Below are 25,887 nucleotides of genomic sequence, written 5' to 3'. Positions count from 1 at the left end.
AAACCGGTCAGGAGGCGCGGCTGCGACGCACCGCGACGACGACGCCGCCACCGACGAGCAGCACGCCCACCACGATGCCCCCGACGAGCAGCGGGACGTTCGTACCGCCGTCCTCCGGCTCGGCCGTCGCGGTCTCGGACGGCTCCGGCGCAGCGGTGGTGCCCTCACCGCTCTCCTCGGCCGTGGGCTCGGCGGGCGTGGTCGCGGTCGTCGGCTCGGCGGTCGCGACCGGCTCGAGCTCCGCCGGTGAGGGCAGGCCGTCGGCGCGCACGAACGGGTTGGTGTCCGGCAGGCCCGTCGGGTCGGTGGCGACAAGAGCCGCGAGGTCGATCGACCCGAAGCCCGAGGTCGCGGTGCGCGTGCCGGCGGGCGACCCGTCGAGCGGGCGGGAGGTCGCGGCGAGCGCCTGCAGCACCTGGTTCGACGTCGCCTCGGGCCACGCCGACATCGACAGCGCGACGGCGCCGGCCACCATCGGGATCGCCAGCGACGTCCCGCTGGTCAGCCCGTACGTCGACCAGTACTCGGGGAAGGTCTCCTCCTGCAGCATCCGGATGTCGGTCCCGGGCGCCACGACGCCGAGGTCCGGACCGGTGTACTGCGGCTGGTCCACGGTGCCCGACGCGGTGAGCGCCTCGACGGTCACCGTGCCGTTCATGCCCGCCGGGAACCCGGCGACGTCGCCGCCGTCGTTCGCGGCACCGGTGATCACGACCACGCCCGCCTGCTGCGCGCGCACGATCGCGTCGTAGAACGCGCTCCCGACGTGGTCGGCGACGGCGGCCGGCGCCTCGGTGCCGTCGGTCCCGATCCCGAACGCCAGGGTGATGACGCGCGCGCCGTCGGCCACGGCCGCGTCGACGGCGTCGGCCTGGGCCTGGTTCTCGCGGTCGCTGCAGCTCGCGCCCTGCTGCGCGGTGATCTTGTACGCGCGCAGCGCCACGCCGGGCGCGACGCCGCGGATCCCGGGCTGGCCCCCGGCGCCCTGCTGGCCCGGGCCGACGACTAGCAGCGCCACCCCCGTGCCGTGCAGCGCCCCGCCGAGGTCGGCGTCGCCCACCGTGCCGCTCATGCCGGGCACGGTGACGTCGCAGAACAGCGTCGGGACGGCCGTCACGTCGGCGCCCGCGAAGTCGGGCTGGAGGAGGTTGAGGCCGGTGTCGATCACCGCGACGGTGACCCCCGCACCCGTCGTCGTCGCCTGCACGGCGTCAAGGCCGAGCGACGAGACGTACCAGGTGCCGTCGCCGGCGTTCGGGTCGACGGGTGCGGCCAGCGCGGCGGGCGCCGCCGCGAGCGGCGCCGCGACCAGCGCGAGCGCGACGGCGAGCGCCGCCTTCCGCCGCGACCTCACCAGGCGTCCTCGGCCGTCTCCACCAGCGGGATGCTCTGGTCCTGGGCGCCGGCCGTGGCCGTCGGCCCGTCGACCTGCTCCGTTCCGTCGATCTCGGGAGCCGCAGGCCCGGCGAGGCCGCGACGCCGGCCCTTGCGGCCCTCCCGCCCGGCCTGGCCGCCGTGCATGCCCGGCGCCATCGCGGACGTGCCCGGGGCGCCGGGCGTGCCCGCCGCACCGCTCGCCGCCGAGCCGCCCGCACCGGTCCCGCTGCCCGTGTAGCCCTGACCCGTGAGGCTCGTCGACGGGGTCGCGCCCGGGCCGCCGAGGCCGGCGGGCGAGGCGCCAGACAGGCCCGAGGCGCTCAGGCCGCGCGCGCCGAGCCCGCCCGATCCGCTGAGCCCGCCCGATCCGCTGCCGTAGGCGGTCGCGCCGGCGCCGCCGCCGCCGCGGACGCCGAGGCTGCTGCCGGCCGCCCCGGTGCCGGTGGTCGGCCCGCCCGCGTATCCCGCGCCCGTCAGGCCGGTCGTGCCGCCGCCGAGCCCGCTCAGGCCGCCGAGCGCGCCGCGACGCGCCACGAGGGCCGCCGCTCCGGCCGCGCCGGCACCGAGCGCCGCGGCGCCGGTCCCGCCGAGCGCCCCGGCACCGCCGCCCGCGCCGATCCCGAAGGCGGCACCCGCGCCGTGGCCGTTCCCGTTCGCGCCCCCGGTGGTCCAGCCGGCGCCGGCCGCGCCGGTGCCGGAGACCGACCCGTCAGGGGTGACCCACGAGCCGGCCGATCCCGTTCCGCCGGCAGTGCCGCCCGCCGGCCCGCCGGCCGGGCCACCGGCGGCTCCGCCGGACGAGCCGCCGGACGAGCCGCCGGGGTAGACGTAGTCGCCGGCACCCGGACCGGAGCCCGTGCCGCCGCCGCTGCCCGTGCCGGACCCGGTGCCGATCCCGACGTAGCTGCCCGCGCTCGGTCCGCCGCCGACGGCCGAGAGGGAGCCTCCGGTCACGGAACCGACCGAGTGGGGCGAGGAGACGGTGCTCGAGGAGCCGGTGGGGTCCGACCCGGGCGCAGACCCGTCGGTCGGGAAGACCGGGGTGGTCTCCTGCGGCAGCTGGCCCGCGGCGGCGTCGAGCTCGGCGGCGAGCGTCGACAGGACGCCGCCGGACTGCTCCTCACGCATCGCCTGACGCTGCGCGGTGTAGTACGCGACCGCCTGGCCGCCGGTCAGCGTGCCCTGCTCCGGCACGACGATCGTCTCGGCCTGAAGCGCGTTGCGCAGGCCCGAGGGCAGCTGGGGCGAGGGGAGCTCCTGGTAGGAGTCGCGCGCCCGGCGCAGCGCGCCGTCGGCCGTGGACAGGCTCGTGCGGACCTGGGAGAGCGCGGTCGCGACAGCGCTGAGCTCCGCGCTCAGCTCGGCGAATGCCCCGCTCGCGGCGTCGGCAGTAGCTCCCGTGATGCCGAGGTCGTCCGCCGTCTTAGCGATGTCGGTGGAGACGCCGTTCACGCCGGTCGACGCGATCGACAGGTCGAGGCCGCTCCCGCCGCGGCGGGAGGAGCCGTCGTCGGCGGCCTCCGCGACCCCGCGAAGCTGGTCGACGTTGTTCCCCATGGCGCTGTCCTCCGTGCGTTGCTGAGACGGGACTTCTCGGGTCTGTCGGGTCTGTCGGGTCCGTCAGGAGCTGTCAGGTGTGATCGGTGGTGCGGTCGGCGGATCGCCGCGACGGCGAGCCGGCGGACCGGCACGTCAGGGCGCGGGCAGCGTGCTGCTCGTGCCGAAGCTGGTGATCGACGCGAGGCTCGCGGTGATGGTGCGCATCGTCTCCGAGAGCAGCGGCACCCGCTCGGGCTCGGCGGAGAGGCGGGCGGTGAGTGCGTCCATCCGGGTCGCGACGTCCTCGTCCACGTGGTCGAGGCTGTCGACGCTCGCGCGCAGCGCCTCGCCCAGGCCACGGACCTGCTCCCGCGCGGCGGAGAGCCGCTGCATGAGGTTCTCCGTCGAGCCGACGAGCTGGGCCGCGTACGTCATCGCGGGCGGGAAGGAGGACCAGGCGCCGTTCTGCTGGTCGCGCACGTCGATCAGCGTGCTCCAGCTCGTGTCCAGCTGGTCGGCGAGGTTTCCCAGCAGGGTCAGTCGTGCCAGCACGACGTCCGGGTCGCTGGTGAAGTCGCTCACGGGTGCCCCTTATGCGCGTGGTCAGGTGGTTCTGGGGGAAGCTCGGGCGCTTGCAGGGCGCCCTGGTCCGCACCGCCCGGGGTCGCGCGCCGGCGCGACCCCGGGGGTGGTGTCGGGGTGACGCCGCTCGTGGCGGCGCCGGGTCACCGCCGAGGCGGTGGGAGTCACGGCGCGAGGTGCCGTGACGGGTGACTCACTCGAAGCGGGCCCGGTTGCGGGCCTCGGCGGCCTGGAAGTCCTGGCCGCCCTGGTCCACGGCGGTGCCGGTGGAGGAGAGGACGCCGTTCATCTCGACGAACGCCGCGTTCCACTGCCTCTGCGCCGCGTCGAACGCCTCCGAGGCGGAGCCGCCCCACCCGGTGCGGTAGCGGGTGACCTCGGTGGTGAGGTCCTCGAGCCGCTGCTGGATGCGGCTCGCCGTGGCGGCCATGTCGGACGCGGCCTGGGCGACGGAGCCGAACCCCATCGCGATGCGCTGCTGGTTCATCTCAAGTCCTCTCAGGCCAGCCGGCCGGCGATGTTGTTCATGATCGCGGCCTGGGCGTCGTCCTCACCGATGTACGTGGTGTTCGACCCCGTCAGGTTCGTCTCGAAGTCCGTGAGCGCCTGGGTGATCTTGTTGGCGCCCTGGAACCACTGGGACATGAGCCGGCGGACAGCGTCACCGGACGAGCCGTCCCACTGCAGCTCCTGCAGCCGGGTGGTGAGGTTGGTGAGCTCTGTGTTCAGGTCCGCCTGGGCCTGGTCGACGGCGGTCGCGGTCTTCGGGATCGCATCCGGGTCTACGTACACCTGGTCGGTCATCGTGCACCTCGCTGGTCGTCGTGAAGGCACGCACCCGGGTGGTCCGCGCCGCACCGCCGTTCGGCGATGGCCCCACGATAACCGGCCCTCGGAGAGGGAACCGGCCGCAGCGGAACAGGCGAACCTAGCACGCGAGGCGGCATGCGCCAACCCCCGTCCTGCGGCCGGTCGGTGCGAGTGCGAGGCCGGACTGGTGGAGGGCAGCCGGAGGGCATGCGGAGAGCAGCCGGAGGGCAGCCGGAGTCGGACCGCGCCGTCCTGGCGCGTCGCGCGCAGGGGTCGGCGAACCGTGGACAGCCGTCAGAGCGCCGCGCGCAGCTGCGCGAGCAGCCAGTCGATCTCGTCCCGCGCGACGACGAGCGGCGGCGCGAGCCGCAGAGTGCGTGTGTGGGTGTCCTTCGCGAGCACACCATGCGCGGCCAGCCGCAGCGCGACGTCGCGTGCGGTCCCGACGGCCGGGTCGATGTCGACGCCGGCCCACAGGCCACGCCCGCGGACCGCCGTGACGCCGTCGCCCACCAGCGCCCCCAGGCCCGCGTGCAGGTGCGCGCCGAGGACGCGGGAGCGATCCTGGAGCTCGCCCGTCGCCAGGATCGCGACGACCTCGGTCGCCACGGCAGCGGCGAGCGGGTTGCCGCCGAACGTCGAGCCGTGCGTCCCGGGGGTGAGGACCCCCAGCACGTCGGCGTCACCCACGACGGCAGACACCGGCACGATCCCCCCGCCGAGCGCCTTGCCGAGCGTGTAGAGGTCGGGCACCACGCCGTCGTGCTCGATCGCGAACGTGTAGCCGGTGCGCGCGAGGCCGGACTGGATCTCGTCCGCCACGAGCAGCACGCCGCGCTCGGCGGTGAGCGCGCGCACGCGCGGCAGGTAGTCGGGCGGCGGGACCACGACGCCGGCCTCGCCCTGGATCGGCTCGAGCAGCACGGCGGCGGTCGACGGCGTGAGCGCGGCAGCCAGCGCGTCCGCATCGCCGAACGGGACCGTGACGAAGCCCGGGGTGAAGGGGCCGAACCCCGCGCGGGCGGTCTCGTCGTCGGAGAAGCTGACGATCGTCGTCGTGCGGCCGTGGAAGTTGCCGGAGGCGACGACGATCTCGGGCGAGGCGATGCCGCGCACGTCGTGCGCGTGCTTGCGGGCGATCTTGATCGCCGTCTCGACGGCCTCGGCCCCGGTGTTCATCGGCACGACCATGTCCTTGCCCGCGAGCGCGGCGAGGTCCGTGACGAACGCGGCCATCCGGTCGTGGTGGAACGCGCGGCTCGTGAGCGTGATCCGGTCCAGCTGCTCGTGCGCGACGGCGAGCAGCCGCGGGTGCGAGTGGCCCAGGTTCACCGCGGAGTAGGCCGCGAGGCAGTCGAGGTAGCGCCGGCCCTCGACGTCCGTGACCCAGACGCCCTCACCGCGGGTGAGCACGACGTCGAGCGGGTGGTAGTTGTGCGCGGCGTGCTCCTCGATCGCGGCGATGTGCTCGCCGGCGCTCGCCGTCGCCGTCGTGGTCGTCGAGGCCGTGGCCGTCGGGCTCATCGCCGGACCTCCCTCGCCCAGCCCGGCTCAGGCCGCGGGCGTGGCGGGACGCAGCTCGAGCGTGCAGCACTTGATGCTGCCGCCGCCCTTGAGCAGCTCGGACAGGTCGACGGGCACCGGCACGTAGCCCGCGGCGCGCAGCTGGGCGATGAACCCGGTGGCCTGCGCGGGGACGACGACGTGCCGCCCGTCCGACACGGCGTTGAGTCCGAACACGGCCGCGTCCTCGGCGCTGACGTGGATGGCGTCGGGGTACAGCTCCGCGAGGCGCGCCCGGCTCTCGGGCGAGAACGCCGAGGGGAGGTAGGCGACGTGGTCGGCGTCGAGCACGGTGAGTGCGGTGTCCACGTGGTAGTAGCGCGGGTCGACGAGCTCGAGATCGACGACCTCCAGGCCCGAGAACGCCGCGAGCTCGAGGTGCGAGGCGGTGTCCGAACGGAACCCGCTCGCCGCGAGGATCCGCAGGCCGGCGACGAGGAAGTCGCCCTCGCCCTCGTTGATCGCGACGGCGTCGGTGACAGGGAAGCCGTGGTCGCGCAGCCACGCGGAGAAGAGGGCGGCCTCCGGGCGGCGCTGCTCGAAGTGGAAGCTCACCCCGAGCGCGCGACCGTCGACCACCGTGGCGCCGTTGGCGGCGTAGACCATGTCGGGCAGGCCGGGGGCGCCCTCGATGACCTCGACCTCGTGCCCGAGCTCGAGGTATGTGGCGCGCAGGTTCTCCCACTGGCGCATCACGAGGTCGTGGTCGACGGGGACGTCGGTGTGCATCCACGGGTTGATCTCGTAGACCACGTCGAAGTAGGTCGGGCGGCACATGAGGTAGCGCCGCGTGGTGGCGACCCGGTCGGCGAAGTCTGTGCTCGTCGTCGTGCTCGTGCCCGTGCCGGTGCTCGGGAGCGGGCTGGTCTGCGTGGTCGCGAGGGTCATGGTGGGCTCCTTGTCGCCGCGATGGCTGCTGCTCGAGCGTGCGGACCGCACGCGGCGACGCGTCGCCGGTGCGCGCCGTTGCTGCCTCTACGGTGACACCCGGGCCAGGCGTCCTCAATCACCGCCCGTTGCGTGTTGACGCAACGGATCGCCGCTCTGTTCGACTGGGAGCGCGATTCGTTGTGCAGCGGTGAGGGTGGTCACCCCGGCCCGTGGGCCGGCCCGAGCGACGCCGGCCGGCCCCGGCCGTCCTCCGACCAGGCAGACGACCCTCAGCAGCAGCCCTTGGGCGTCGCCTCGTCCTGGCGGGCGCGCCACCACTCGCGCTCGGGCAGGGGATCGTGATCGGCGTGCTCGACCCGGTGCCGGGCGACGTAGCGCTCGTAGGCCGACGCGCCGAGGACCCCGCGGAACCACCAGCGCAGCGAGCGCCCGCCCCGAACGGCGGCCGCGACGGCCGCGGCTGCGGCCGCGGTCGCGGTCCAGGGTCGGGGCTCGCTGCGCTGGGTCATGAGGAGGTCATCGGACGGTCAGGCGGCGTCGGCGCGCCGGTTCAGTGGTGCCCGCCCGCGAGGAGCTTCGGGTCGCCGACGATCGCGTACTCGGCCTCGACCTTCTTCTCCAGCGGCGTGGCGACGAGCAGCGTCTCGGGCGCGTAGAAGTTGGACTCCACGGGCTCGTCCTCGCTGGAGAACTCCTCGCCGGTCCGGCCCGTGCGCACCGCCTTCACCACGACCATGATCGCGGTGACCATGAGCGAGGCTACGAGCACGATGAACAGGATCGACAGCGTGCCCTGGATCGCGGTGTTGCGGACGGTGGCGTTCGCGTTCGCCAACGCGGTCTCGTCGAGGTCGCCGGTGGCGATCTTGGCCTTGGTCGCGTTGTGCAGCGCCCAGTACCCGAGCGCGACGTCGCTGGAGAAGATCTTCTGGAACGAGGCGGTGAAGGTGGTCGCAGTATCCCAGACGAGCGGGACCAGCGGTATCCACACCCACTTGAGGTAGCCCTTCTTGACCACCATCACCGTCACGATCGTGAGGGCACAGGCGGCGATGAGCTGGTTCGCGATGCCGAACAGCGGGAAGAGCATCCGGATGCCGCCGTTGGGGTCGGTCACGCCCATGAGCAGGAGCGAACCCCACGAGGCCACGACGACGGCGGTGGTCAGCCAGCCGCCGACCCGCCAGGACGGATCGCGGAACTTGGGCACGAGGTTGCCGATCGCGTCCCCCAGCTGGAACCGCGCGACGCGGGTCACGGCGTCGACGGCGGAGAGGATGAACAGCGCCTCGAACATGATCGCGAAGTGGTACCAGAACGACATCATCCCGGTGCCGCCGACCACCTTGTGCAGGATGTTGGCCATCCCGACGGCGAGCGTCGGGGCGCCGCCCGTGCGGGACACGATCGAGGGCTCACCGACGTCCTCGGCGACCGCCGTGAGCGCCTCGGCGCCGTAGAGCGTGACCCGCTCACCGTCCCGCTCGGTCTCCCAGACCGCCTCGACCTCGTCGCCGTCGCGGTTCACCTCGAGGTTGGGCAGTGCGGCGGCCGCGTTCTCCTCGGGGCTCGCGTCGGCCGAGTACGACTCACCCGCGGTGTTCTGGATCGAGGCGGCGGACATGTTCATCGAGAAGTACACGCCCTGGTTCAGGGAGACAGCGGCGGCCAGCGCCATGATCGCGACGAACGACTCCATGAGCATGCCGCCGTAGCCGATCATCCGGACCTGGGACTCCTTCTGCACCATCTTCGGCGTGGTGCCCGAGGAGACCATCGCGTGCATGCCGGACAGCGCGCCGCACGCGATGGTGATGAACAGGAACGGGAAGAGCGCACCGGCGAAGACCGGGCCCGCGGTGTTGAAGGCGAACTCGGTGAAGTCGGGCATCTGGGCGATCGGCCGGGCGACGAGGATGCCGATCGCGAGGATCACGATCGTGCCGACCTTCATGAAGGTCGAGAGGTAGTCGCGCGGCGTGAGCAGCAGCCAGACCGGCAGGACCGCGGCGAAGAACCCGTAGATCACCATGCACACGACGAGCGTGGTGGGCGTGAGGTGGAGGAACTCCCCCCACGAGGACTCGGCCACGTACCGGCCGCCGACGATCGCCGCGATGAGCGCGACGAACCCGATGATCGAGATCTCCATGACCTTGCCCGGGCGGACGAAGCGCAGGTAGAGGCCCATGAGCAGGGCGATCGGGATCGTCATGCCGACCGAGAAGACGCCCCACGGGCTCTCGGCGAGCGCGTTCACGCAGACCAGCGCGAGCACCGCGAGCACGATCATGAGCATCACGAACACGACGACGATCGCGACCGTCCCGCCGAACCGGCCCATCTCGTCTCGGGCCATCTGGCCGAGCGAGCGGCCGCCGCGACGCATCGAGTAGAAGAGCACGAGCATGTCCTGGACGCCGCCGGCCACGACGACGCCGAAGATGATCCACAGCGTGCCGGGCAGGTAGCCCATCTGGGCGGCGAGGATGGGCCCGACCAGCGGGCCGGCGCCGGCGATCGCGGCGAAGTGGTGCCCGTAGAGGACGCGGCGGTCGGTCGGGTCGAAGTCGCGGCCGTTGTTGACGCGCTCGGCCGGGGTGGCGCGCCGGTCGTCGGGGCGCATGATCCGGCGCTGGATGTACAGCGCGTAGAACCGGTAGGCGATCGCGTACGTCGCCACGGCGGCGACGACGAACCAGACGGTGTTGACCCGCTCGCCGCGGACGATCGCGAGCATCGTCCAGCCGAGCGCGCCGGCGAGGGAGATCGCGATCCAGACGGCGATCCGCACCGGCGTCCATCGTCGGTGCTCGGTCACCCCCACGGGGTGGCCGAGGGAGTTGCGGACGACGCTCCGCTCCTCCTCGTCGGAGTACTCGGGAAGGCGTTCGCTGGTGGTGGTCATGGTGGACTCCGTGGCTGCGCTGCCGGTCAGGGGTAGGTGCAGTCGGGACGCTAGCACCGGCCCCACCGCGCGCTAGGACCAAGGTCACGGGTGCTCGGCCGTCCGCGGCGCACGTACGCTGCCCCTACGCTGGCCGCCGTGGACGACATCGACCGCGCCATCGTCGGGGTGCTGAGCCGTCACGGCCGTGCGACGTACGCGGAGGTGGGCGCCGCCGTCGGGCTCTCCGCGCCCGCGGTGAAGCGGCGGGTCGACCGGCTGCTCGACGACGGCGTCGTCGTCGGCTTCGCCGCGGTGGTCGATCCCGGCGCGATGGGCTGGGGGATCGAGGCGCTCGTGCACGTCTACTGCCAGGGCCGGATCGCGCCGAGCGCGCTCCGGGACGCGTGGGAGCCGATCCCGGAGATCGTCTCGGCGAGCACGGTCGCGGGCACGGCGGACGCCGTGGTGCGGGTCCGGGCGCGCGACGTGCAGCACCTCGAGGACACCCTGGAGCGCATCCGTGGGTCGGCCGCGATCGAGCGGACGGAGTCCACGATCGTGCTCTCGCGTCTCATCGAGCGCGCCTGAACGAGCCCCACGGGCGCCTCGGCGTCGTGGACGATCCGACCTGCGCGGCTCCGATCGGGGCGAGTTGTGGTCGTTGTGGTCGCGGCGGTGTCTCGCATCGTGAGCAGGAGTGCGACCGCGACCCCGCGCCCGGACGCACGACGCCCGACGGCGCGCCGCACGAGGGACGTGCGACGCGCCGTCGGGCGTGGGTCGGGCGGATCAGGCCGCGGGGGTGTCCTCGACCGTGTCGTGCGCGACGGCGGAGGGCGCCTCCCGCACGACGGTCACCGAGACCGAGGTGACGAGGGCCGCGACGGCGCCGACGGCCACGAGGACCGGGGCGAAGACGGCTGCAACGGCCGTGACCGCGAGGCCGGCGTTGAGCGGGATCTCCAGGAGGGTGTTCCCGGACGTGGTGGTGAGGATGATCCGGCGGACGTTGCCCTCCGCGATGAGCTCCTTGACCTTCCCGAGGAGCTTTTCGCCGGAGACCGTGAACTGCTCGGTGCGGGTGGGGCCGGCCTTGTCGGTCGACTCGTCCGTGGGCTGCTCGGCCGGCTGCTCGGTGAAGGGCTGCTCGGTCTTCTGCTCGAAGGGCGGCGGGGTGGGCTGCTCGCCGAAGGGCTGGCCGTCCTGCGGCTGACCGTCGGTCCCGTAGTGCTCGGACATGGTGGCTCCTTCCGGCGCTGGTGGCGCCATGCGGTCGTAGTTCGTGTCTCGATTCTGCGCGCCCGACCTGCGCGCGGCCATCCTCCCGACGGCTGAACCTCGCCGCCTCGGCCTCGGGGTGCTCCCGGACCCGCGTCCCTGAGGGCGGCCGCGGCCGGTCCGGGCGGCGCGTCAGGTCGGCAGTGCGTCGGGCAAGCAAGGCGTCGGGCAAGCAAGGCGTCGGGCAAGCAAGGCGTCGGGCAAGCGGGGCGTCAGGCCGTCGGGTCGGCGGCAGCGGCGCCGTCGTCAGCGTCGTCGGCGTCGTGGCGTGCGCGGCTCGGCTGCACCCGCTTCGGCTCGCCCGGCATCTTCGGGTACTCGGGCGGGTAGGGCGCCTCGCCGAGCCCGTGGTCGCGCTCGTCGCGCGCGGCCCACTCCAGGAGCGTCTCGAGCCCGGCGCCGGGGTTCTCCGGCGTCCCGTTCGCCCCGGCGAACAGGTCCCCGACCTGCGCGAACCGCGCCGGCATCGTGCGGATCGTGAAGTCGTCCGGCGTGACCTCGGGGACCTCCTCCCAGCGCAGCGGCGCGGACACCGTCGCGCGCGGGTTCGCTCGCATCGAGTACGCGGACGCGATCGTGCGATCGCGCGCCATCTGGTTGTAGTCGATGAACACGCGCTCGCCGCGCTCCTCCTTCCACCACTTCGTGGTGACGCGCCCGGGGTCGCGGCGCTCGATCTCACGAGCGAGCGCGATCGTGGCGCGGCGCGCCCGGACGAAGTCCCACTCGGGCCGGATCGGCGCGAACAGGTGCAGCCCGCGTCCGCCCGAGGTCTTGGGGTGCAGCGTGAGACCTGCCTCCTCGGCGACCTCACGCACGAGCGGCGCGAGTGCGGCCGCGTCGGCGTAGTCGGTGCCCGGCTGGGGGTCGAGGTCGATCCGGAGCTGGTCGGGGGAGTCCACGTCCCCGCGGCGCACCGGCCACGGGTGGAACGTCACCGTGTTCTGCTGGATCGCCCAGACCACGACGGCGAGCTCAGTCGGGCAGACCTCGTCGGCGAAGCGTCCGCTCGGGAAGGCGATGCGGACCGACTCCACCCACTCCGGGGCGCCCTTGGGCACCCGCTTGGAGTAGAAGCCGTCGCCCTGCACCCCGGTCCGGGTGGTGAGCACCATCCCGCGGCGGTACCCGTCAGGCCAGCGCTCGAGCGCCGTCGGACGGTCCTGCAGCGCGGCGAGGATCCCGTCGCCGACGGCGACCACGTACTGCGCGACCTCGAGCTTCGTCACCGGGCCGCCCGGGACCTCGTCGAACACCACCTTGTCGGGCGAGGAGATCCGCACCTGCCGCCCGCGCACGTCCAGCAGCTCTGCCTCGCTCGCCCGCGCCATTCCTGCACAGTACGCAGGGCCCCGCGCCCCGGCTACGGCGCGTCGGGCGGATCGACCGCGGGCGACGACGCCGACTCGCCTCGGTCGGGACGCCATCGGCCTGAGCCGGCACGACGCCGTCGTCGGCATCGCCGCATCGGGCCGCACGCCCTACGTGATCGGCGGTCTCGACCACGCGAGGTCGGTGGGCGCGGCGACGATCTCCCTCGCGTGCAACCGCGGCGCCGAGATCAGCGACCACGCCGAGGTCGCGATCGAGGTGGACAACGGGTCCGAGGTGCTCACCGGGTCGACCCGGCTCAAGGCGGGGACGAGTCAGAAGCTCGTGCTCAACATGATCTCGACCGCGGCGATGGTCCGCATCGGGAAGGTCTACGGCAACCTCATGGTCGACGTGCGACCGACCAACGAGAAGCTGCGCGCCCGGGCCGAGCGCATCGTGCTCGACGCGACCGGGTGCACCCCGGAGCAGGCCCACGACGCCTACCTCGCCGCCGACGGGCACGCCAAGACGGCGATCGTCATGATCCTCGCCGAGGTCGGCGCCACCGAGGCCCGGGCGCGACTGCGGTCCGCCCGCGGGTTCGTCCGCGACGCGATCGGCTGACGCGGCGCCACCGCGGCTCGCGTCGTCGACCCGACGTCCCGACCGCGATCGGTCGAAACCCTTCCCGCGCGCCGTGTCGTGCTCCCGCACCACCGGCGCCACCGGTCGAACACCCGCCATCCGAACAAGGACGTCTCATGGACAAGACCACCCAGCTGGCGAGCGACCTGCTCGAGCAGCTCGGCGGCGCCGACAACATCGTCGCCGTCGAGAACTGCATGACGCGCATGCGGGTCACGCCGCGCGACCCGCGCGCATCGACGAGGCGGCGATCAAGCGGACCCCGGGTGTGCTCGGCGTCGTGGACGACGAGACCTACCAGATCATCCTCGGGCCGGGGGCGGTCAGCCGGGTGACCACCACGTTCCGCGAGCTGCTCGCCGCAGGCGGCGGTGACGGCGCGCGCGGCAGCACGGCCGGCAGGTCCGAGAGCGGTTCCGGCTCCGTCGGGAAGGCCGGCGGCGCGACGAGCAGGACGAGGTCTGACGCGGAGGCGCTCGCGGCGCGCGGCGCGGAGATCCTCGCCCCCGCACCGGGCGCCGTCGTCGACCTGGCGGACGTGCCGGACAAGGTGTTCTCGGGTCGGCTCATGGGCGACGGGTTCGCGATCGACCCCACGTCAGGGGACTTCCGCAGCCCGGTGTCGGGGCGGATCGCGACGCTGTTCCCCACCGGCCACGCGTTCGCCGTCGTGACGCCCGAGGGCCTGGAGGTGCTCGTGCACATCGGGCTCGAGACGGTGAAGCTCAAGGGCGAGGGGTTCACCGCGCACCACGCGGTCGGCGACGAGGTCCGGGCCGGCGACGTCGTCATCTCGGCCGACCTCGACGCGATCCGACCCCGTGTGCCCTCGCTGCTGACCCCGGTCGTGGTCCTCAACACCCCGGCGTTCCCGGTCGCCGACCGGTCGCCGCACGGCGACGCCGTCCTCACGGTGGCGCGCGCCGCTGCGGCGGTGCCCGCGGCCGACTGACCGCGCAACCACCCGACCTCCTCGCGGCCCGGGGCCGTCGCACGCCAGGATGGCCCCCATGACCCAGGTCCAGGTGGTGGTCGTCGGCGGCGGCGTGATGGGGGCGGCGACGGCGTGGAGCCTCGCCCGGCGCGGCACCGACGTGCTCCTGCTCGAACGCTTCGAGCCCGGTCACCACGAGGGCGCCAGCCACGGCGCGACCCGCAACTTCAACACCGCGTACTCCTCCGACCACTACCTCGACCTCGTCCTGCGCGCCCGCGACCTGTGGGCGGAGCTCGCCACGGAGGCCGCGATGCCGGTCCTCGACCCGGTGGGCCTCGTGAACCACGGCGGCGGCCTCGCCGGCACGGCCCGGTGGCAGGCGGTCCGGGACGCCCTCGTCGCCCGCGGCGAGCACGCCGAATGGCTCGCCGCCGACGCGGCGCACGAGCGCTGGCCGGCCCTGCGCTTTCGCGCCGCACCCGTCGGGGACGGGCGCGACGTCCTCTGGGTCCCCTCCGGCGCCCGGGTCCGGGCCGCGGACGCGCTCGCCGCGATGCACGACGGCGTCACGCGCCACGGTGGCGCCGTGCGGTTCTCCTCGCGTGCGCGGGCGGTGGAACCGCTGCCCGAGGGCGGCGTGCGGGTGGTGACGGACTCCGACGAGGTGACCTGCGCCGTCGTGGTCCTCACCGTCGGGGCGTGGACGGCCGGGCTCGTGGCGAGCAGCGGCCTGGACCTGCCGCTGCCGACGCTCGAGGTGACGCAGGAGCAGCCGGCGCACTTCGCCGTCGTGCGCCCCGACCTGCTGACGGGCGACCTGCCGGGCTTCAACCACGCGCCGGACCCCGACGACCCCGCGGACGCCTACTTCCGCTCGGACGTCTACGGCATGCACACGCCGGGCGAGGGGATCAAGGCGGGCTGGCACGGCACGGGCGCCGTGCTCGACCCGGACGAGCGGACGTACGCCTACGAGGAGCGGCAGATGGCCGACCTGCGGCGGTACGCCGCGGACTGGCTGCCGGCCGCGGACCCCGACCGGTTCGAGGCGATCTCGTGCACGTACACGTCGACGGCGAGCACGGACTTCGTGCTCGACCGGCGCGGGGACGTGGTGGTCGGGGCGGGGTTCTCGGGGCACGGGTACAAGTTCGCCCCCGCCGTGGGCGAGGTGCTCGCGGACCTGGCGCTCGGCGTCGGGCCCGGGCCGGCGGCGGCGTTCCGGCTGACCGGCCGCGCGGAGGCCGGCGCGCGGCGCGGGTACGGGACGTAGCCGTGCAGCTGGTCCGGGGGGAGTTCGAGCGGACGGCGAGCCACTGGTGGTGGCGGCCGGGGTGGGAGCGTGGTCGTCGCTACCTGACCGTGCACCTGACGTTCGGCGGCGCACCCGAGCTGGTGCGCGAGGCCGAGCGCTACCTCCCCGCGCTGAGCGGGCGCGCGGGGGTCGAGGTGGTGCCGCTGCCGTGGCTGCACCTCACGATGACCGGGATCGGGTTTGTCGACGAGGTGTCACCGCACGCGTTGGAGGAGGTGGCGGGGAGGGTGCTCGGCGCTGACACGGCGACGAGCTCGGGCGTCGGACCGCTCGTCCTCGACACGCTCTTCCTCGGACGGGAGGGGCTCGCGCTGACCGGGCCGCTGCCGGGCTGGCTGGCGGGGATGAAGGTCGCCCAGGAGCGCGTGGTCGGCGAGGTGCTGGGCGTCGAGCGGCCGGCCGCGGCGTTCCACCCGCACGTGTCGCTCGCGTACTTCGACGCCGAGATCGACGAGCCGGGACTGGTGGCGGCGGTGCACGAGGCCGGGCTGCGGGACGTCGGGGTGCGCACGCCGACGCTCTCGGTCCTTGAGCTGGGCCGGGACGAGCACGTCTACACCTGGCGGGTGATCCGCGAGCGGGTGCTCGATCTCGGGGGGTGAGGCGCGGTTGGGCTGTGCGCCGCGGCGGTGCGTGGCGGGTGGCGGCGGCGGTGCGTTGTGGGTGGCGCGTGGTGCTTGGTGCGTGGTGGGGCTGGGCGTGGGCGCACGAGGGGGCAGACTGGCCCGACCCGGAGTCGACGTCCGTGCCCCGATCGAGCAGGGCACGAGCGGCGTCGTACTCCGCGACTCGACCGGACGAGAGGGACAGACCATGGTGAGGATCGCCGTCACGGGGCACGCCGAGCGGGCGCTGTCGGCGGAGCGGGGAACGCTGCGCGTCGAGGTCTCCGCCGTCGGCGACGACCGGCGGGAGGTGCTCGAACGCGTCACCCGGACCCACACGGACTTGCGCGCGGAGGCGCAGGCGCACGTGGACTCGGGTGCCGCGACGTGGTGGGGCTCGCACGGGGTGTCCTCGGGTCAGCTCATCGACTGGGAGCAGCGCGACGGCCACCAGGTCAAGGTGCGCCGGTTCCAGGCGCGCGCCGACGTGCGCGTGCGGTTCAGCGACTTCACCGCACTCGCGGAGTGGAGCGTGGCGGTGGCCGAGCGCGAGGACGTCGAGGTAGCCGGGATCACGTGGGACCTCACGGACTCCCGCCGCGACTCGGTGATCGACGACGTCCGCGTCGACGCGACCCGTGACGCGCTCGCGAAGGCGTTCGTGTTCGCGCGCGCCGCGGGCCTGGGGTCGCCGCGGCTCGTCGCGCTGTACGAGGAGGGGCTGCGTCCGGGCGGGGATCGACCGCCCGTCCAGCCGGTGATGCGCTCCCTGGCGATGGACTCGGGTGGTCGCGGTGGCGGCGTCGAGCTGCGGCCCGACGACATCGAGCTCACGGTGTCCGTCAGTGCGGACTTCGAGGCCGACGGGGCGTAGGCGGCCCTGAACTCGGCAGTGGTCCGTGACCAGGACTCAGCGTTCGGCAGTGATCCGTGACCAGGGCTCAGCGTTCGGCGGGCCCGGAAAGCCAGAACCCGGCGCTCGGTGTCCGAGCGCCGGGTTCGGCGTGCCGATGGTTCGCGGCCTCTGGCGGTGACGCGAGGCCTGAACGAGCCCAGGATCAGAAGTTGATCATGTGCCCCGAGATGCCGTGCATGGCCTCCTTGACGGCCTCGCCCAGCGTCGGGTGGGCGAACACGACGCGCGAGACCTCGTCCGCGGTGAGGTCCCACGTCTGCGCCACGTTGATCGCGGGCAGCAGCTCGGTGACGTCCGGGCCGATCATGTGGGCGCCGAGGATCTCGTTGCGCTCGGCGTCGGCCACGATCTTGACGAACCCGACGCCCTCGCCGAGGCCCTGCGCCTTGCCGTTCGCGCTGAACGGGAACGTCGCGACCTTGATCTCGTGCCCGGCGTCCTTGGCCTGCTGCTCGGTGAGGCCCATCGAGCCGATCTGCGGGTGGCAGTAGGTGGCGCGCGGGATGAAGCGGTAGTCGATCGACATCGTCTCGGCGCCCGCGAGGGTCTCGGCGGCCACGATGCCCTGCGCCTCCGCGACGTGCGCGAGCATCATCTTCGCGGTGACGTCGCCGATCGCGTAGACGTTCGGGACGTTGGTGCGCATGTAGTCGTCGATCTCGATGGCGCCACGCTCGGTGAGCTTCACGCCGATGTTCTCCAGGCCGAAGCCCTCGGTGCGCGGCGCGAAGCCGATCGCCGACAGCAGCCGGTCCGCCTCGAGCACCTTCTGCTCACCGCCCGCGGAGACGGTGACCTTGACGCCCGACCCGGTGTCCTCGACCGACTCGACCTTGGTGCCCGTCAGCACCTTCACGCCGAGCTTCTTGTAGTGCTTGGCAAGCTCCTTGGACACGTCGGCGTCCTCGGTCGGGACCATCCGGTCCAGGAACTCCACGATCGTCACGTCGACGCCGAAGTTGGTCATGACGTAGGCGAACTCCACGCCGATCGCGCCCGAGCCGGCGATGATGATCGAGCCCGGCAGGTCGGCGTCGAGGATCTGCTCCTCGTAGGTGACGACGTTCTTGCTCACCTGCACGCCCGGGAGCATCCGCGTGACGGACCCGGTGGCGAGGATCAGGGTGTCGAACGTGACGTTCTCGGTCTCACCCGAGTTCAGGGCCACGTCCATCGACGTGGGGGACGTCAGCGTGCCCCAGCCGTCGATCTCGGTGATCTTGTTCTTCTTCATGAGGAAGTGGACGCCCTTGACGATGCCGGCGGACACCTGACGGCTGCGCGCGTGCGTCGGGCCGTACGCCATCGTCGCCTCGCCCTCGATGCCGTACTTGGCCTTCTCGTGGGTGAGCGTGTGCGCCAGCTCGGCGTTCTTCAGCAGCGCCTTGGAGGGGATGCACCCGACGTTGAGGCACACACCGCCCCAGTACTTCTTCTCGACGACGGCGACGGACTTGCCGAGCTGCGCTGCACGGATGGCGGCGACGTAGCCACCGGGGCCCGCACCGAGGACAACGACATCAAAGTGGGAAGCCATGGCCCTCAGCCTAGTTCCGCGGTACCCGCGATTCGACGCCGTGCGGCGTCGCCTCGGTCACGTCTCCCGCGGCGCACGACGGCGAGCCTCGCCTCCGAGCACCAGTCGCCACGGCTACACGTGCTGCGGCGCGGCTCACGTGGACATGGCCACCGCCATGTCCACACCTGACGCGGCTACGCCTGTTGCGGCGCGGCTCTCGTGGACGTGGCCTCCGCGGTGTCCACGCCTGACGCGGCTACGCGTGCTGCGGGGCGGCTGAGTCCTGACGTGGCGCCCCGACCGCCCCACCACCGCCGAACCGCGGCGACGAAGCGGGCGGCGTGGCTCGCCGTCGGGCACTACGATCGTCCGTGACCATCCAGAGCAGCCGAGAGACCTGGCTCGACGACGCTGCAGCAACCCCCCGCGACCTCACGCGGGAGAGGGTGCTCATGCCAGGACCGATGGAGGGGTGAGAGTGATGTACGAGGCCGACCTGACGCCTGCCGAGGCGTGGGAGCTGCTGGAGAACCACGAGGACGCCGTCCTGGTGGACGTGCGCACGCCGCAGGAGTGGGCGGAGGTCGGGATTCCCGACCTCGGGCCGCTGCACCGGCGCGTCGTGCTCGACCCGCTGCTCACGGCGGCGGGTCCTAACCCGGACTTCCTCACGGCGCTCGCCGACGCCGGGCTCAGCCCCGGCGACTCGCGGCCCGTGCTGTTCGTCTGCAAGGCGGGCGGGCGCAGCGTGGCCGCGGCGCGCCTCGCGACGCAGGCGGGGCTCGGCCCGGCGTACAACGTCGTCGAGGGGTACGAGGGCGCGACGGCGAGCGAGGCCGGGTGGGCCGGCACCGGTCTGCCCGTGGCCCGGTGGGACGGGGAGCAGGCGTGACCGACCCGCAGCCCCGCAGCGCCCTGCCCGACGGCCTGCGCCCCGCGACCCTCGCGGTGCGCGGCGGCCAGGAGCGCACCGGGTTCAAGGAGACCTCCGAGCCGCTGTTCCTCACGCAGGGCTACGTCTACCCGCGCGCGGCCGACGCCGAGGCGACCTTCCTGGCCGAGCTCGACCGGTTCTCCTACACGCGCTACGCCAACCCCACCACGTCCGCGTTCGAGGAGCGTCTGCGCCTCATCGAGGGTGCCGAGGCGTGCTTCGCGACGGCGTCCGGGATGGCCGCGGTGTTCGCCTCGATGGCGAGCCTCGTGCGCCAGGGATCGCGCATCGTGGCCGGCCGGGCGATGTTCGGCTCCACGCTCCTCGTGCTCGACGAGTTGTTCACCTCCTGGGGCATCGAGACGGTCTACGTCGACGCGCACGTCAACGAGCAGTGGGCGCAGGCGCTCGCGACGCCGGCCGACGTCGTGTTCTTCGAGACGCCGTCGAACCCGATGCAGGACATCGTCGACATCGCCGAGGTGTCCCGGCTCGCGCACGCCGCGGGCGCGACGGTCATCGTGGACAACGTGTTCGCGACGCCGGCCCTGCAGCGCCCGCTCGCGTTCGGCGCGGACGTCGTCGTGTACTCCGCGACCAAGCACATCGACGGCCAGGGGCGCGTGATGGGGGGCGCGGTGCTCGGCTCGCGCGAGTACGTGACCGGGCCGCTGCAGACGTTCCTGCGCAACACCGGCCCGACGATCAGCCCGTTCAACTCGTGGGTGCTGCTCAAGGGCCTGGAGACGATGGACCTGCGCGTCCAGCGTCAGTCCGAGAGCGCGCTCGCCGTGGCGCGGTGGCTCGAGAACCAGCCCGGCGTGGTGGGCGTGCGCTACCCGTACCTCCCCTCGCACCCGCAGCACGCGCTCGCCACCACCCAGCAGACGGCGGGCGGGACGGTCGTCGCGTTCACGCTCGACGGCCCGACCGACCCCGAGGGCGGCAAGGTGCGCTCGTTCGCGTTCCTCGATGCGCTGCGGCTCATCGACATCTCGAACAACCTCGGCGACGCCAAGTCGCTCGTGACGCACCCCGCAACGACGACGCACATGAAGACGGGCTACGCCGGTCGGCAGCGCACCGGCATCGCCGAGACGACGATCCGGCTGTCCGTCGGCCTGGAGGATCCCGCGGACCTGCTCGACGACCTCGCGCGCGGGCTCGCGGCTCCGTTCTGACGCGGGCCGGTCAGACGCGGGCCGGTCAGACGCGGGTGCTGGTGAGACAGGCCCCCACTAGACAGGCCCGCGGGGGTCCCCGTCGGCGTACCGTGCTGCGGGGGTCGGGACGGCCGACCCCGACCAGAGTCGAGGAGCAGGCCAATGTTCGTCTCCACCATGAACGACGTCCCGGGCGCGCAGGTCGTGCGCGTCCTCGGTGAGGTCTCCGGCATCACCGTGCGCGCGCGGCACATCGGCGCGCAGCTCGGCGCCGGCTTCAAGGCGATCGGCGGCGGCGAGCTCAAGGGGCTCACGCAGCAGCTCCAGGAGACCCGCGACGAGGCCTACGGCCGGATGTGCGAGAACGCGCAGGCGCTGGGCGCGAACGCGGTGCTCGCGATGCGCTACGACAGCAACGACATCGGCGGGTCCTACCAGGAGGTCGTCGCCTACGGGACGGCCGTCATCCTGCAGTAGGCGGTACCTGCGCGAGTACGGCCCCGCCCGCTTCGGGCCGTACTCGCGCAGGAGCTGGGAGGGGAGGGCGCGGCACGCCGTCGAGCCCGACGGCGTCGCTCGCCCCCCGCAGGTCCGCGGCGGTGACGCAGCGCTCGGCCGCGCACACCGCGGCCACCGTAGCGGTCTTCGGCGGCCAGGGTTGCGCGGTGTCCACAGGGTGCGCCACGCGCGCTCCGTGTGCGAGACGCCGGGCGCCGTACGAGGCACGACACCAGGTACGTCACGCGGCGGTGCGCCACGGGGCGGCGCGCCGCACGCGCAGCCAGGCACGCCGTCGCAGGCCGCACGAGTTGCGACCCCTGCGACCCGGCCGTCACGCCGCGGGCCGCGGCGTCAGTCGCCGAGGTCACCGCGCAGCACCTCGACGCGCTCACCCGCCGCGCCGGTCCGGCCGTCGCGCCCCGCGTCCGGGTTGCGCGGGTCCCAGCCCGGCACGTGCACGAAGCGGGAGATCACGGTGCCGATGACGAGCAGGATCACGGGGTAGACGGACAGGTAGAAGCGGAACGCCAGGTCCGGGTTGGGGCCTGGCGTCGCGCCGGACCGGTAGCCGAAGAACAGCGTGAGCGAGGCGAGCGCGGCGGCCACCACGAGTCCGTTGAGCCGGCCGAGCACCCCGAACGCCGACAGGAAGATGCCCTCGCGGTGCACGCCGTGCCGGGTGGCGTCGTCGTCGAGGACGCGGGCCATGATGAGGTCGTTCGTCGCGAGGACGCCGGAGTACCCGACGGCGACGCACAGGCCCGCGATCACCGCGCCGAGCAGGTCCTGCACGAAGAACAGCGGCGCGAACGCGACCGCCGCGATCGGCAGGGCGCGCTTCCACGTGCGCTCCGCGCCCCAGCGCCGCACGAGCCGCGCCCACACCGCGAGCATCCCGATCGCCCCGACCACGACGACGACCTGCAGGATCGTCGCGTCCAGCCCGCCGCCGCCGAGGGAGTAGCGCACGTAGAGCTGCAGGCCGTTGAGCACGAGCGCCATGGCCGAGCCGTAGCAGGCGTTGACCACGCCGATGGTCCAGAAGTAGCGGTTGGTGAGGATCTGCCGGATCGAGGCGAGGAACGGCGGACGCTCCTCGTGGGAGGCCTGCGGGTCCTCGTGCACGCCGAACGTCATGTAGAGGATCACGGCGACGCCGAGCACCGCGAAGATCACGGCCAGCCGGGTGTAGCCCACCGTGGGGTCGGCGCAGCCGGCGGCGTCCACGGGGCAGCCGAGCACGTTCTGCGCGAGCACCGGCGTCAGCCCGAGCGCGAGGATCATCGCGAGGAGCTGGCAGCCCTGGCGGATCGCGTTGGCGGACGCGCGCACGCGTTCGGCCGGGAAGAGCTCCGGCAGCAGCGCGCCGTAGTTGGCGTTGATGAGGGAGTCGGCCATCTCGGCCAGCACGGCGAAGATCGCGAACCAGACCACCAGCGCCGTCGCGGAGGAGGCCACGCCGCCGGGCACGGCGAACAGCGCGATGCTGGCGAGCAGCAGGACCGCCGACCCCACGACGAGGTACGGCTTGCGTCGGCCCCACCGGGTCCGCGTGCGGTCGGAGAGGTAGCCGAACACGGGGTTGTCGATCGCGTCGATGATCCCGTACACGGCGTAGACGCCGGCGAAGACCGCGGCGTCCATCCCGAGCAGGTCGACGTAGAAGAACAGCATCGACCCCTTGATGAGGTTGATCGGGATCGAGGTGCCGAACATCCCGACGCCGTAGCGCGCGGGGCTGGTGCGCGGCCTCGCGGGCGCCGTGCCCGTGGGCCTCGCCCCGGTCGGTGTCGTCTCTGCCGGTGTCGTCTCGGTCGTGACCGCCTCCCCGTCCGGGGCCTCGGGATGCGTCACACCGAACCGCCCGAAACCAGCCGCGTCGGCAGGAGGACGTGCTCGGGCGGCAGCGACGGGTCGGTCAGGCGGGCGAGCAGCATCGAGGTGGCGCGGGCCGACAGGTCGAGCACGGGGTTGGACATCGTGGTGAGCCGCGGGTGCATGAGCTCCGCGGTGCCGAGGTCGTCGAACCCGACGAGCGCGACGTCGTCGGGCACGCGCAGACCGCGGCGGTCCAGCGCGCGCCGCACGCCCACGGCCATCGTGTCGGAGGCGACGAAGATCGCGTCGACGTCGTGCGCGTCGAGCAGGCGCTCGGCCGCGGCCTCCGCGGCGGGCACGGAGAAGTCGGCGGCCTCGGCCGCGTCGTGCGGCAGGCCGGCCGCGTCCAGCGCCTCCTGCCAGCCGATGAACCGGTCCTGGCCGGCGGTCATGTCCGTCGGTCCGGCGACCGTGCCGATGCGCGTGCGACCTGCGCGGACGAGCACCTCGGTGGCGAGCCGGGCGCCGGTGACGTTGTCGACGTCGACGAAGCTGAGCCCGTTCATCTCGAACGGACGGCCGATGAACACGATCGGGCGTGACCCGCGCAGGCCCTCCTCGAGGTGGTCGCCGCGGTGCGGGGAGGCGATGATCGCGCCGTCGACGTGCCCGGCCTGGAGGTAGCGCACGAGGCGGCCGGGCGTGCGGTTGCTGATGAGCAGCACGAGCTGCAGCTCGGTGACGGCGAGCGCGCCGGACACCCCGCGCAGCACGCCGAGGAGGAAGGGGTCGTTGAGGAAGCGGTCGTCCGGCTCGGGGATGACGAGGGCGACCGAGCCGGTCTGCTGCGTCGCGAGCGCGCGCGCGGCCGGGTTGGGGGTGAAGCCGAGGCGCTGCACGGCGTCGTCGACGGCGGCCTGGGCGGTGGGGGAGACGCGCTTGCCTCCGTTGATCGCCCGCGAGGCGGTGGAGCGCGACACCCCGGCCTCGCGTGCGACCTCGTCGAGCGTCGGCGCGCGGCCGCTGATCGTGCTCATCCTGCTCCCTCGTCTCTCCGGCCGTCATCGTAGGCCGCCGCACGGGTGCGCCGCCGTCCGCGGACGCCTGCTCCCCAGGCGCCGGTGCCTGGAGAGCAGGCGGGGGTCCGCGAGCGTCAGCTCACCCCTTGACCGCGCCCTGCATGATCCCGGCGACGAGCTGCTTGCCGGTGAACAGGAACACGACGATGAGCGGGAGCGTCACGAGCAGCACGCCCGCCATGAGGAGGGAGTAGTCCACGAAGTACGTGGCCTGCAGCGAGCGCACCACGATCGGCAGCGTCGGGTTGGACTGGTTGAGCACGATCGAGGGCCAGAAGAAGTTGGTCCACTGGGCGACGAACGTGAACAGCGCGAGCATCGCGGCCGCGGGGCGCGCGGCCGGGAGCGCCACCGACCAGAAAGTCCGCAGCACGCTCGCGCCGTCGACCCGCGCGGCCTCGACGAGCTCGTAGGGCAGCGCCTCGCCGAGGTACTGGGTCATCCAGAACACCCCGAACGCGGTCACGAGCGCCGGCACGATGACGGCCTCGATCGAGCCGACCCAGCCGAGTCGCGTCGCGAGGATGTACATCGGGATGACGCCGAGCTGCGTCGGTACGGCCATCGTCGCGATGACGAACACGAGCAGCGGCCCGCGCCCGCGGAAGCGCAGCTTCGCGAACGAGAAGCCGGCAAGCGTGGAGAACAGCACGGTGGACAGTGACACCACCACCGCGATGACGACCGAGTTGACCGCGCCCTTCCAGAAGTTGATCGCGGTGGACCCCATGATCTCGGCGAACCGGTCGAACAGCGAGAGGTCCGGGAACAGCTGCGGGAACGGGTCGCGCGAGATCGCCTGCTGGTCGCTCGAGCCGAGCACGGCCGTGTAGTACAGCGGGAAGATCGAGATCACGATCACGACGGCGAGGATCACGTACGTGAACCAGCGCGGTCGGCGGTTCACCCCGCCCGACCCGCGACGGCGAGCGGCGGCCCGGGCCGCGCGCGGTCCGGCGGTCTGGGCGACGACGGGCAGGGAGCTCATGACGCGCTCCTCTCGGGGTCGGAAGTGGCGGGGCCGGCGTCGGGGTCGGTGTCGCTCGCGCCCGCCGTGCGTGCGGGGGGAAGTGCGGCGCTCGCGACCGCACTCGGGCGCGTGGGGCGAGGCTCGCCGTCGGGCACGGGCACGACTCCCCTGCGGCGCAAGGCGCGCCGACGGGCGGACCGGCCGCGCCCGCCATCGTCGGCGATCCTGCGCGTGAGCGCGAAGTTCACGAGACCGATGAGCAGGATGAGGAGGAACAGCAGCCACGCGATCGCGGCCGCACGGCCGAAGTTCTTCTGGTTGCCCCAGGCGACGTCGTAGAGGTAGAGGACGGTGGTCATCCACTGGCGGTCGGCGCCGCCGAGGCCCTGGGCGTCGAACATGCGGGGCTCGTCGAAGATCTGCAGGCCGCCGATCGTGGAGGTGATGACCACGAAGATCACCGTGGCGCGGATCTGCGGGACCGTGACGGAGAAGAACTGCCGGATGCGGCCGGCGCCGTCGATGATCGCGGCCTCGTAGAGCTCGCGCGGCACGGCCTGCATGGCCGCGAGGAAGATGAGGGCGTTGTAGCCCGTCCAGCGGAAGTTCACCATCGTGGCGATCGCGACGTGGCTGGCGAGCGGGCTCGCGTGCCAGGCGATCGGGTCGAGGCCGATGCCGGTGAGGAGGCTGTTGACGAGCCCGTACTGGTCGGCGAAGAGGCGGCCGAAGATCATCGAGACCGCGACGGGGGCGACGACGTAGGGCAGCAGCACGCCCATCCGCCAGAAGGTCGCCGAGCGCAGGTTCTGGTCCAGCAGCGCGGCGAGCACGATGGCGGCGACGACCTGCGGCACCGAGCTGAGCAGGAAGATCGAGAAGGTGTTGCGCAGGGACTTCCAGAACGTCGCCTGGCCGAGCACGTCGACGTAGTTCTGCAGGCCGACGAAGTCACCCTGGCCGCCCAGCAGGTTCCACTCGTGCACCGAGACGACCGCGGTGTACAGGAGGGGGAACAGGCCGGTGAGGGCGAACAGCAGGAAGAAGGGGGAGATGAAGAGGTAGGGGGAGACCTTGACGTCCCAGCGCGAGAGCTTCTGGGAGAAGGCGACGCGGCGCGGGGTGCGCGGTGGCGCGGGGTCGGTCATGGTGCCCGCCCTCCGGGAGAGGGTGCTGGTCATGGGGTCCTGGCCTGACGGTGGTGGGCTGACGGGGAGGGCTGGACCGGCGGGTGCCGGTGC

At 73.1% G+C, this 25,887-nt stretch carries 26 protein-coding genes and 1 riboswitch; of the genes, 10 read left to right on the top strand and 16 right to left on the bottom strand.

Annotation, left to right across the window (positions count from 1 at the left end; all coding sequences use genetic code 11):
• Positions 1-7: 7 nt before the first annotated feature.
• From AC3AQ1_RS07160 to AC3AQ1_RS07120, 9 genes are all read right to left on the bottom strand, one after another.
• Positions 8-1,354: a S8 family peptidase gene (locus AC3AQ1_RS07160; protein WP_108718420.1), complete on the bottom strand. Its 1,347-nt coding sequence runs from the start codon at positions 1,352-1,354 to the stop codon at positions 8-10.
• Complete coding sequence (locus AC3AQ1_RS07155) at positions 1,351-2,934, bottom strand: hypothetical protein (protein ID WP_108718419.1); 1,584 nt, start codon at positions 2,932-2,934, stop codon at positions 1,351-1,353. The genes AC3AQ1_RS07160 and AC3AQ1_RS07155 overlap by 4 nt, the downstream gene beginning before the upstream one ends.
• 135 nt (positions 2,935-3,069) lie before the next feature.
• On the bottom strand, positions 3,070-3,498 hold the full coding sequence (locus tag AC3AQ1_RS07150) for a hypothetical protein (protein ID WP_108718418.1): 429 nt from the start codon (positions 3,496-3,498) through the stop codon (positions 3,070-3,072).
• Between the two features lie 193 nt (positions 3,499-3,691).
• Positions 3,692-3,985 carry a WXG100 family type VII secretion target gene (locus AC3AQ1_RS07145; RefSeq protein ID WP_108718417.1) on the bottom strand — a complete coding sequence of 98 codons (294 nt, stop codon included), beginning with the start codon at positions 3,983-3,985 and terminating at the stop codon, positions 3,692-3,694.
• A gap of 11 nt (positions 3,986-3,996) precedes the next feature.
• The gene (locus AC3AQ1_RS07140) at positions 3,997-4,302 is read right to left on the bottom strand and encodes a WXG100 family type VII secretion target (protein ID WP_108718416.1); all 306 of its coding nucleotides are present in this window, start codon (positions 4,300-4,302) and stop codon (positions 3,997-3,999) included.
• Positions 4,303-4,602: 300 nt separating this feature from the next.
• Entirely contained in the window at positions 4,603-5,832 is a 1,230-nt protein-coding gene (rocD, locus tag AC3AQ1_RS07135) for an ornithine--oxo-acid transaminase (RefSeq protein ID WP_108718415.1), read from the bottom strand.
• Between the two features lie 27 nt (positions 5,833-5,859).
• A complete protein-coding gene (gene ddaH / locus AC3AQ1_RS07130) occupies positions 5,860-6,759 on the bottom strand; it encodes a dimethylargininase (protein WP_108718414.1) in 900 nt (299 codons plus the stop codon).
• A gap of 272 nt (positions 6,760-7,031) precedes the next feature.
• Entirely contained in the window at positions 7,032-7,271 is a 240-nt protein-coding gene (locus tag AC3AQ1_RS07125) for a CstA-like transporter-associated (seleno)protein (protein ID WP_108718413.1), read from the bottom strand.
• Between the two features lie 41 nt (positions 7,272-7,312).
• Positions 7,313-9,670 carry a carbon starvation CstA family protein gene (locus AC3AQ1_RS07120; protein ID WP_108718412.1) on the bottom strand — a complete coding sequence of 786 codons (2,358 nt, stop codon included), beginning with the start codon at positions 9,668-9,670 and terminating at the stop codon, positions 7,313-7,315.
• 138 nt (positions 9,671-9,808) lie between these two features.
• Here AC3AQ1_RS07120 and AC3AQ1_RS07115 point away from each other — a divergent pair, with 138 nt between their 5' ends.
• Complete coding sequence (locus tag AC3AQ1_RS07115; protein ID WP_199916552.1) at positions 9,809-10,240, top strand: AsnC family transcriptional regulator; 432 nt, start codon at positions 9,809-9,811, stop codon at positions 10,238-10,240.
• Between the two features lie 201 nt (positions 10,241-10,441).
• Here AC3AQ1_RS07115 and AC3AQ1_RS07110 read toward each other — a convergent pair whose 3' ends face one another.
• Positions 10,442-10,891 (bottom strand): DUF4342 domain-containing protein, encoded by a 450-nt coding sequence (locus tag AC3AQ1_RS07110; RefSeq protein WP_108718411.1) that lies wholly within the window; start codon positions 10,889-10,891, stop codon positions 10,442-10,444.
• 251 nt (positions 10,892-11,142) lie between these two features.
• Entirely contained in the window at positions 11,143-12,261 is a 1,119-nt protein-coding gene (locus AC3AQ1_RS07105; RefSeq protein ID WP_108720057.1) for a DNA polymerase domain-containing protein, read from the bottom strand.
• Positions 12,262-12,355: 94 nt separating this feature from the next.
• Here AC3AQ1_RS07105 and AC3AQ1_RS07100 point away from each other — a divergent pair, with 94 nt between their 5' ends.
• The 6 genes from AC3AQ1_RS07100 (at position 12,356) to AC3AQ1_RS07075 (ending at position 16,620) form a co-directional block, all read left to right on the top strand.
• The gene (locus AC3AQ1_RS07100) at positions 12,356-12,868 is read left to right on the top strand and encodes an N-acetylmuramic acid 6-phosphate etherase (RefSeq protein WP_370445351.1); all 513 of its coding nucleotides are present in this window, start codon (positions 12,356-12,358) and stop codon (positions 12,866-12,868) included.
• A gap of 137 nt (positions 12,869-13,005) precedes the next feature.
• A complete protein-coding gene (locus AC3AQ1_RS07095) occupies positions 13,006-13,224 on the top strand; it encodes a PTS sugar transporter subunit IIB (protein ID WP_108718409.1) in 219 nt (72 codons plus the stop codon).
• Complete coding sequence (locus AC3AQ1_RS07090) at positions 13,170-13,841, top strand: PTS sugar transporter subunit IIA (RefSeq protein ID WP_199916551.1); 672 nt, start codon at positions 13,170-13,172, stop codon at positions 13,839-13,841. The genes AC3AQ1_RS07095 and AC3AQ1_RS07090 overlap by 55 nt, the downstream gene beginning before the upstream one ends.
• Before the next feature lie 58 nt (positions 13,842-13,899).
• On the top strand, positions 13,900-15,099 hold the full coding sequence (locus AC3AQ1_RS07085; RefSeq protein ID WP_108718408.1) for an FAD-dependent oxidoreductase: 1,200 nt from the start codon (positions 13,900-13,902) through the stop codon (positions 15,097-15,099).
• A gap of 2 nt (positions 15,100-15,101) precedes the next feature.
• Positions 15,102-15,743 (top strand): hypothetical protein, encoded by a 642-nt coding sequence (locus AC3AQ1_RS07080; RefSeq protein WP_108718407.1) that lies wholly within the window; start codon positions 15,102-15,104, stop codon positions 15,741-15,743.
• 211 nt (positions 15,744-15,954) lie between these two features.
• Positions 15,955-16,620, top strand: a complete 666-nt coding sequence (locus tag AC3AQ1_RS07075; RefSeq protein ID WP_108718406.1) for an SIMPL domain-containing protein — start codon at positions 15,955-15,957, stop codon at positions 16,618-16,620.
• 184 nt (positions 16,621-16,804) lie between these two features.
• Here AC3AQ1_RS07075 and lpdA read toward each other — a convergent pair whose 3' ends face one another.
• A complete protein-coding gene (lpdA, locus tag AC3AQ1_RS07070; protein WP_108718405.1) occupies positions 16,805-18,199 on the bottom strand; it encodes a dihydrolipoyl dehydrogenase in 1,395 nt (464 codons plus the stop codon).
• Between the two features lie 354 nt (positions 18,200-18,553).
• Positions 18,554-18,652, top strand: a riboswitch (SAM riboswitch).
• A 10-nt stretch (positions 18,653-18,662) separates the two neighbouring features.
• On the opposite strand from lpdA, the gene AC3AQ1_RS07065 reads away from it, so the two are divergent.
• From AC3AQ1_RS07065 to AC3AQ1_RS07055, 3 genes are all read left to right on the top strand, one after another.
• The gene (locus AC3AQ1_RS07065) at positions 18,663-19,073 is read left to right on the top strand and encodes a rhodanese-like domain-containing protein (RefSeq protein WP_108718404.1); all 411 of its coding nucleotides are present in this window, start codon (positions 18,663-18,665) and stop codon (positions 19,071-19,073) included.
• Entirely contained in the window at positions 19,070-20,296 is a 1,227-nt protein-coding gene (locus AC3AQ1_RS07060) for an O-succinylhomoserine sulfhydrylase (RefSeq protein WP_108718403.1), read from the top strand. Before AC3AQ1_RS07065 ends, AC3AQ1_RS07060 begins: the two co-directional genes overlap by 4 nt.
• A gap of 144 nt (positions 20,297-20,440) precedes the next feature.
• On the top strand, positions 20,441-20,755 hold the full coding sequence (locus tag AC3AQ1_RS07055; RefSeq protein WP_108718402.1) for a YbjQ family protein: 315 nt from the start codon (positions 20,441-20,443) through the stop codon (positions 20,753-20,755).
• A gap of 375 nt (positions 20,756-21,130) precedes the next feature.
• Here the strand turns inward: AC3AQ1_RS07055 and AC3AQ1_RS07050 are convergent, their stop codons facing one another.
• The 4 genes from AC3AQ1_RS07050 to AC3AQ1_RS07035 form a co-directional block, all read right to left on the bottom strand.
• Positions 21,131-22,495 carry an MFS transporter gene (locus tag AC3AQ1_RS07050; RefSeq protein ID WP_108720055.1) on the bottom strand — a complete coding sequence of 455 codons (1,365 nt, stop codon included), beginning with the start codon at positions 22,493-22,495 and terminating at the stop codon, positions 21,131-21,133.
• A 134-nt stretch (positions 22,496-22,629) separates the two neighbouring features.
• Positions 22,630-23,634, bottom strand: a complete 1,005-nt coding sequence (locus tag AC3AQ1_RS07045) for a LacI family DNA-binding transcriptional regulator (RefSeq protein ID WP_108718401.1) — start codon at positions 23,632-23,634, stop codon at positions 22,630-22,632.
• Between the two features lie 121 nt (positions 23,635-23,755).
• A complete protein-coding gene (locus tag AC3AQ1_RS07040; protein ID WP_108718400.1) occupies positions 23,756-24,664 on the bottom strand; it encodes a carbohydrate ABC transporter permease in 909 nt (302 codons plus the stop codon).
• Positions 24,661-25,794, bottom strand: coding sequence for a carbohydrate ABC transporter permease (locus tag AC3AQ1_RS07035; RefSeq protein ID WP_370445335.1), 1,134 nt, complete (start codon positions 25,792-25,794; stop codon positions 24,661-24,663). Before AC3AQ1_RS07035 ends, AC3AQ1_RS07040 begins: the two co-directional genes overlap by 4 nt.
• Positions 25,795-25,887: the final 93 nt, after the last annotated feature.

It is taken from the genome of Miniimonas sp. S16, assembly GCF_057748195.1.
This window is presented reverse-complemented; position numbering and strand designations above follow the sequence as displayed.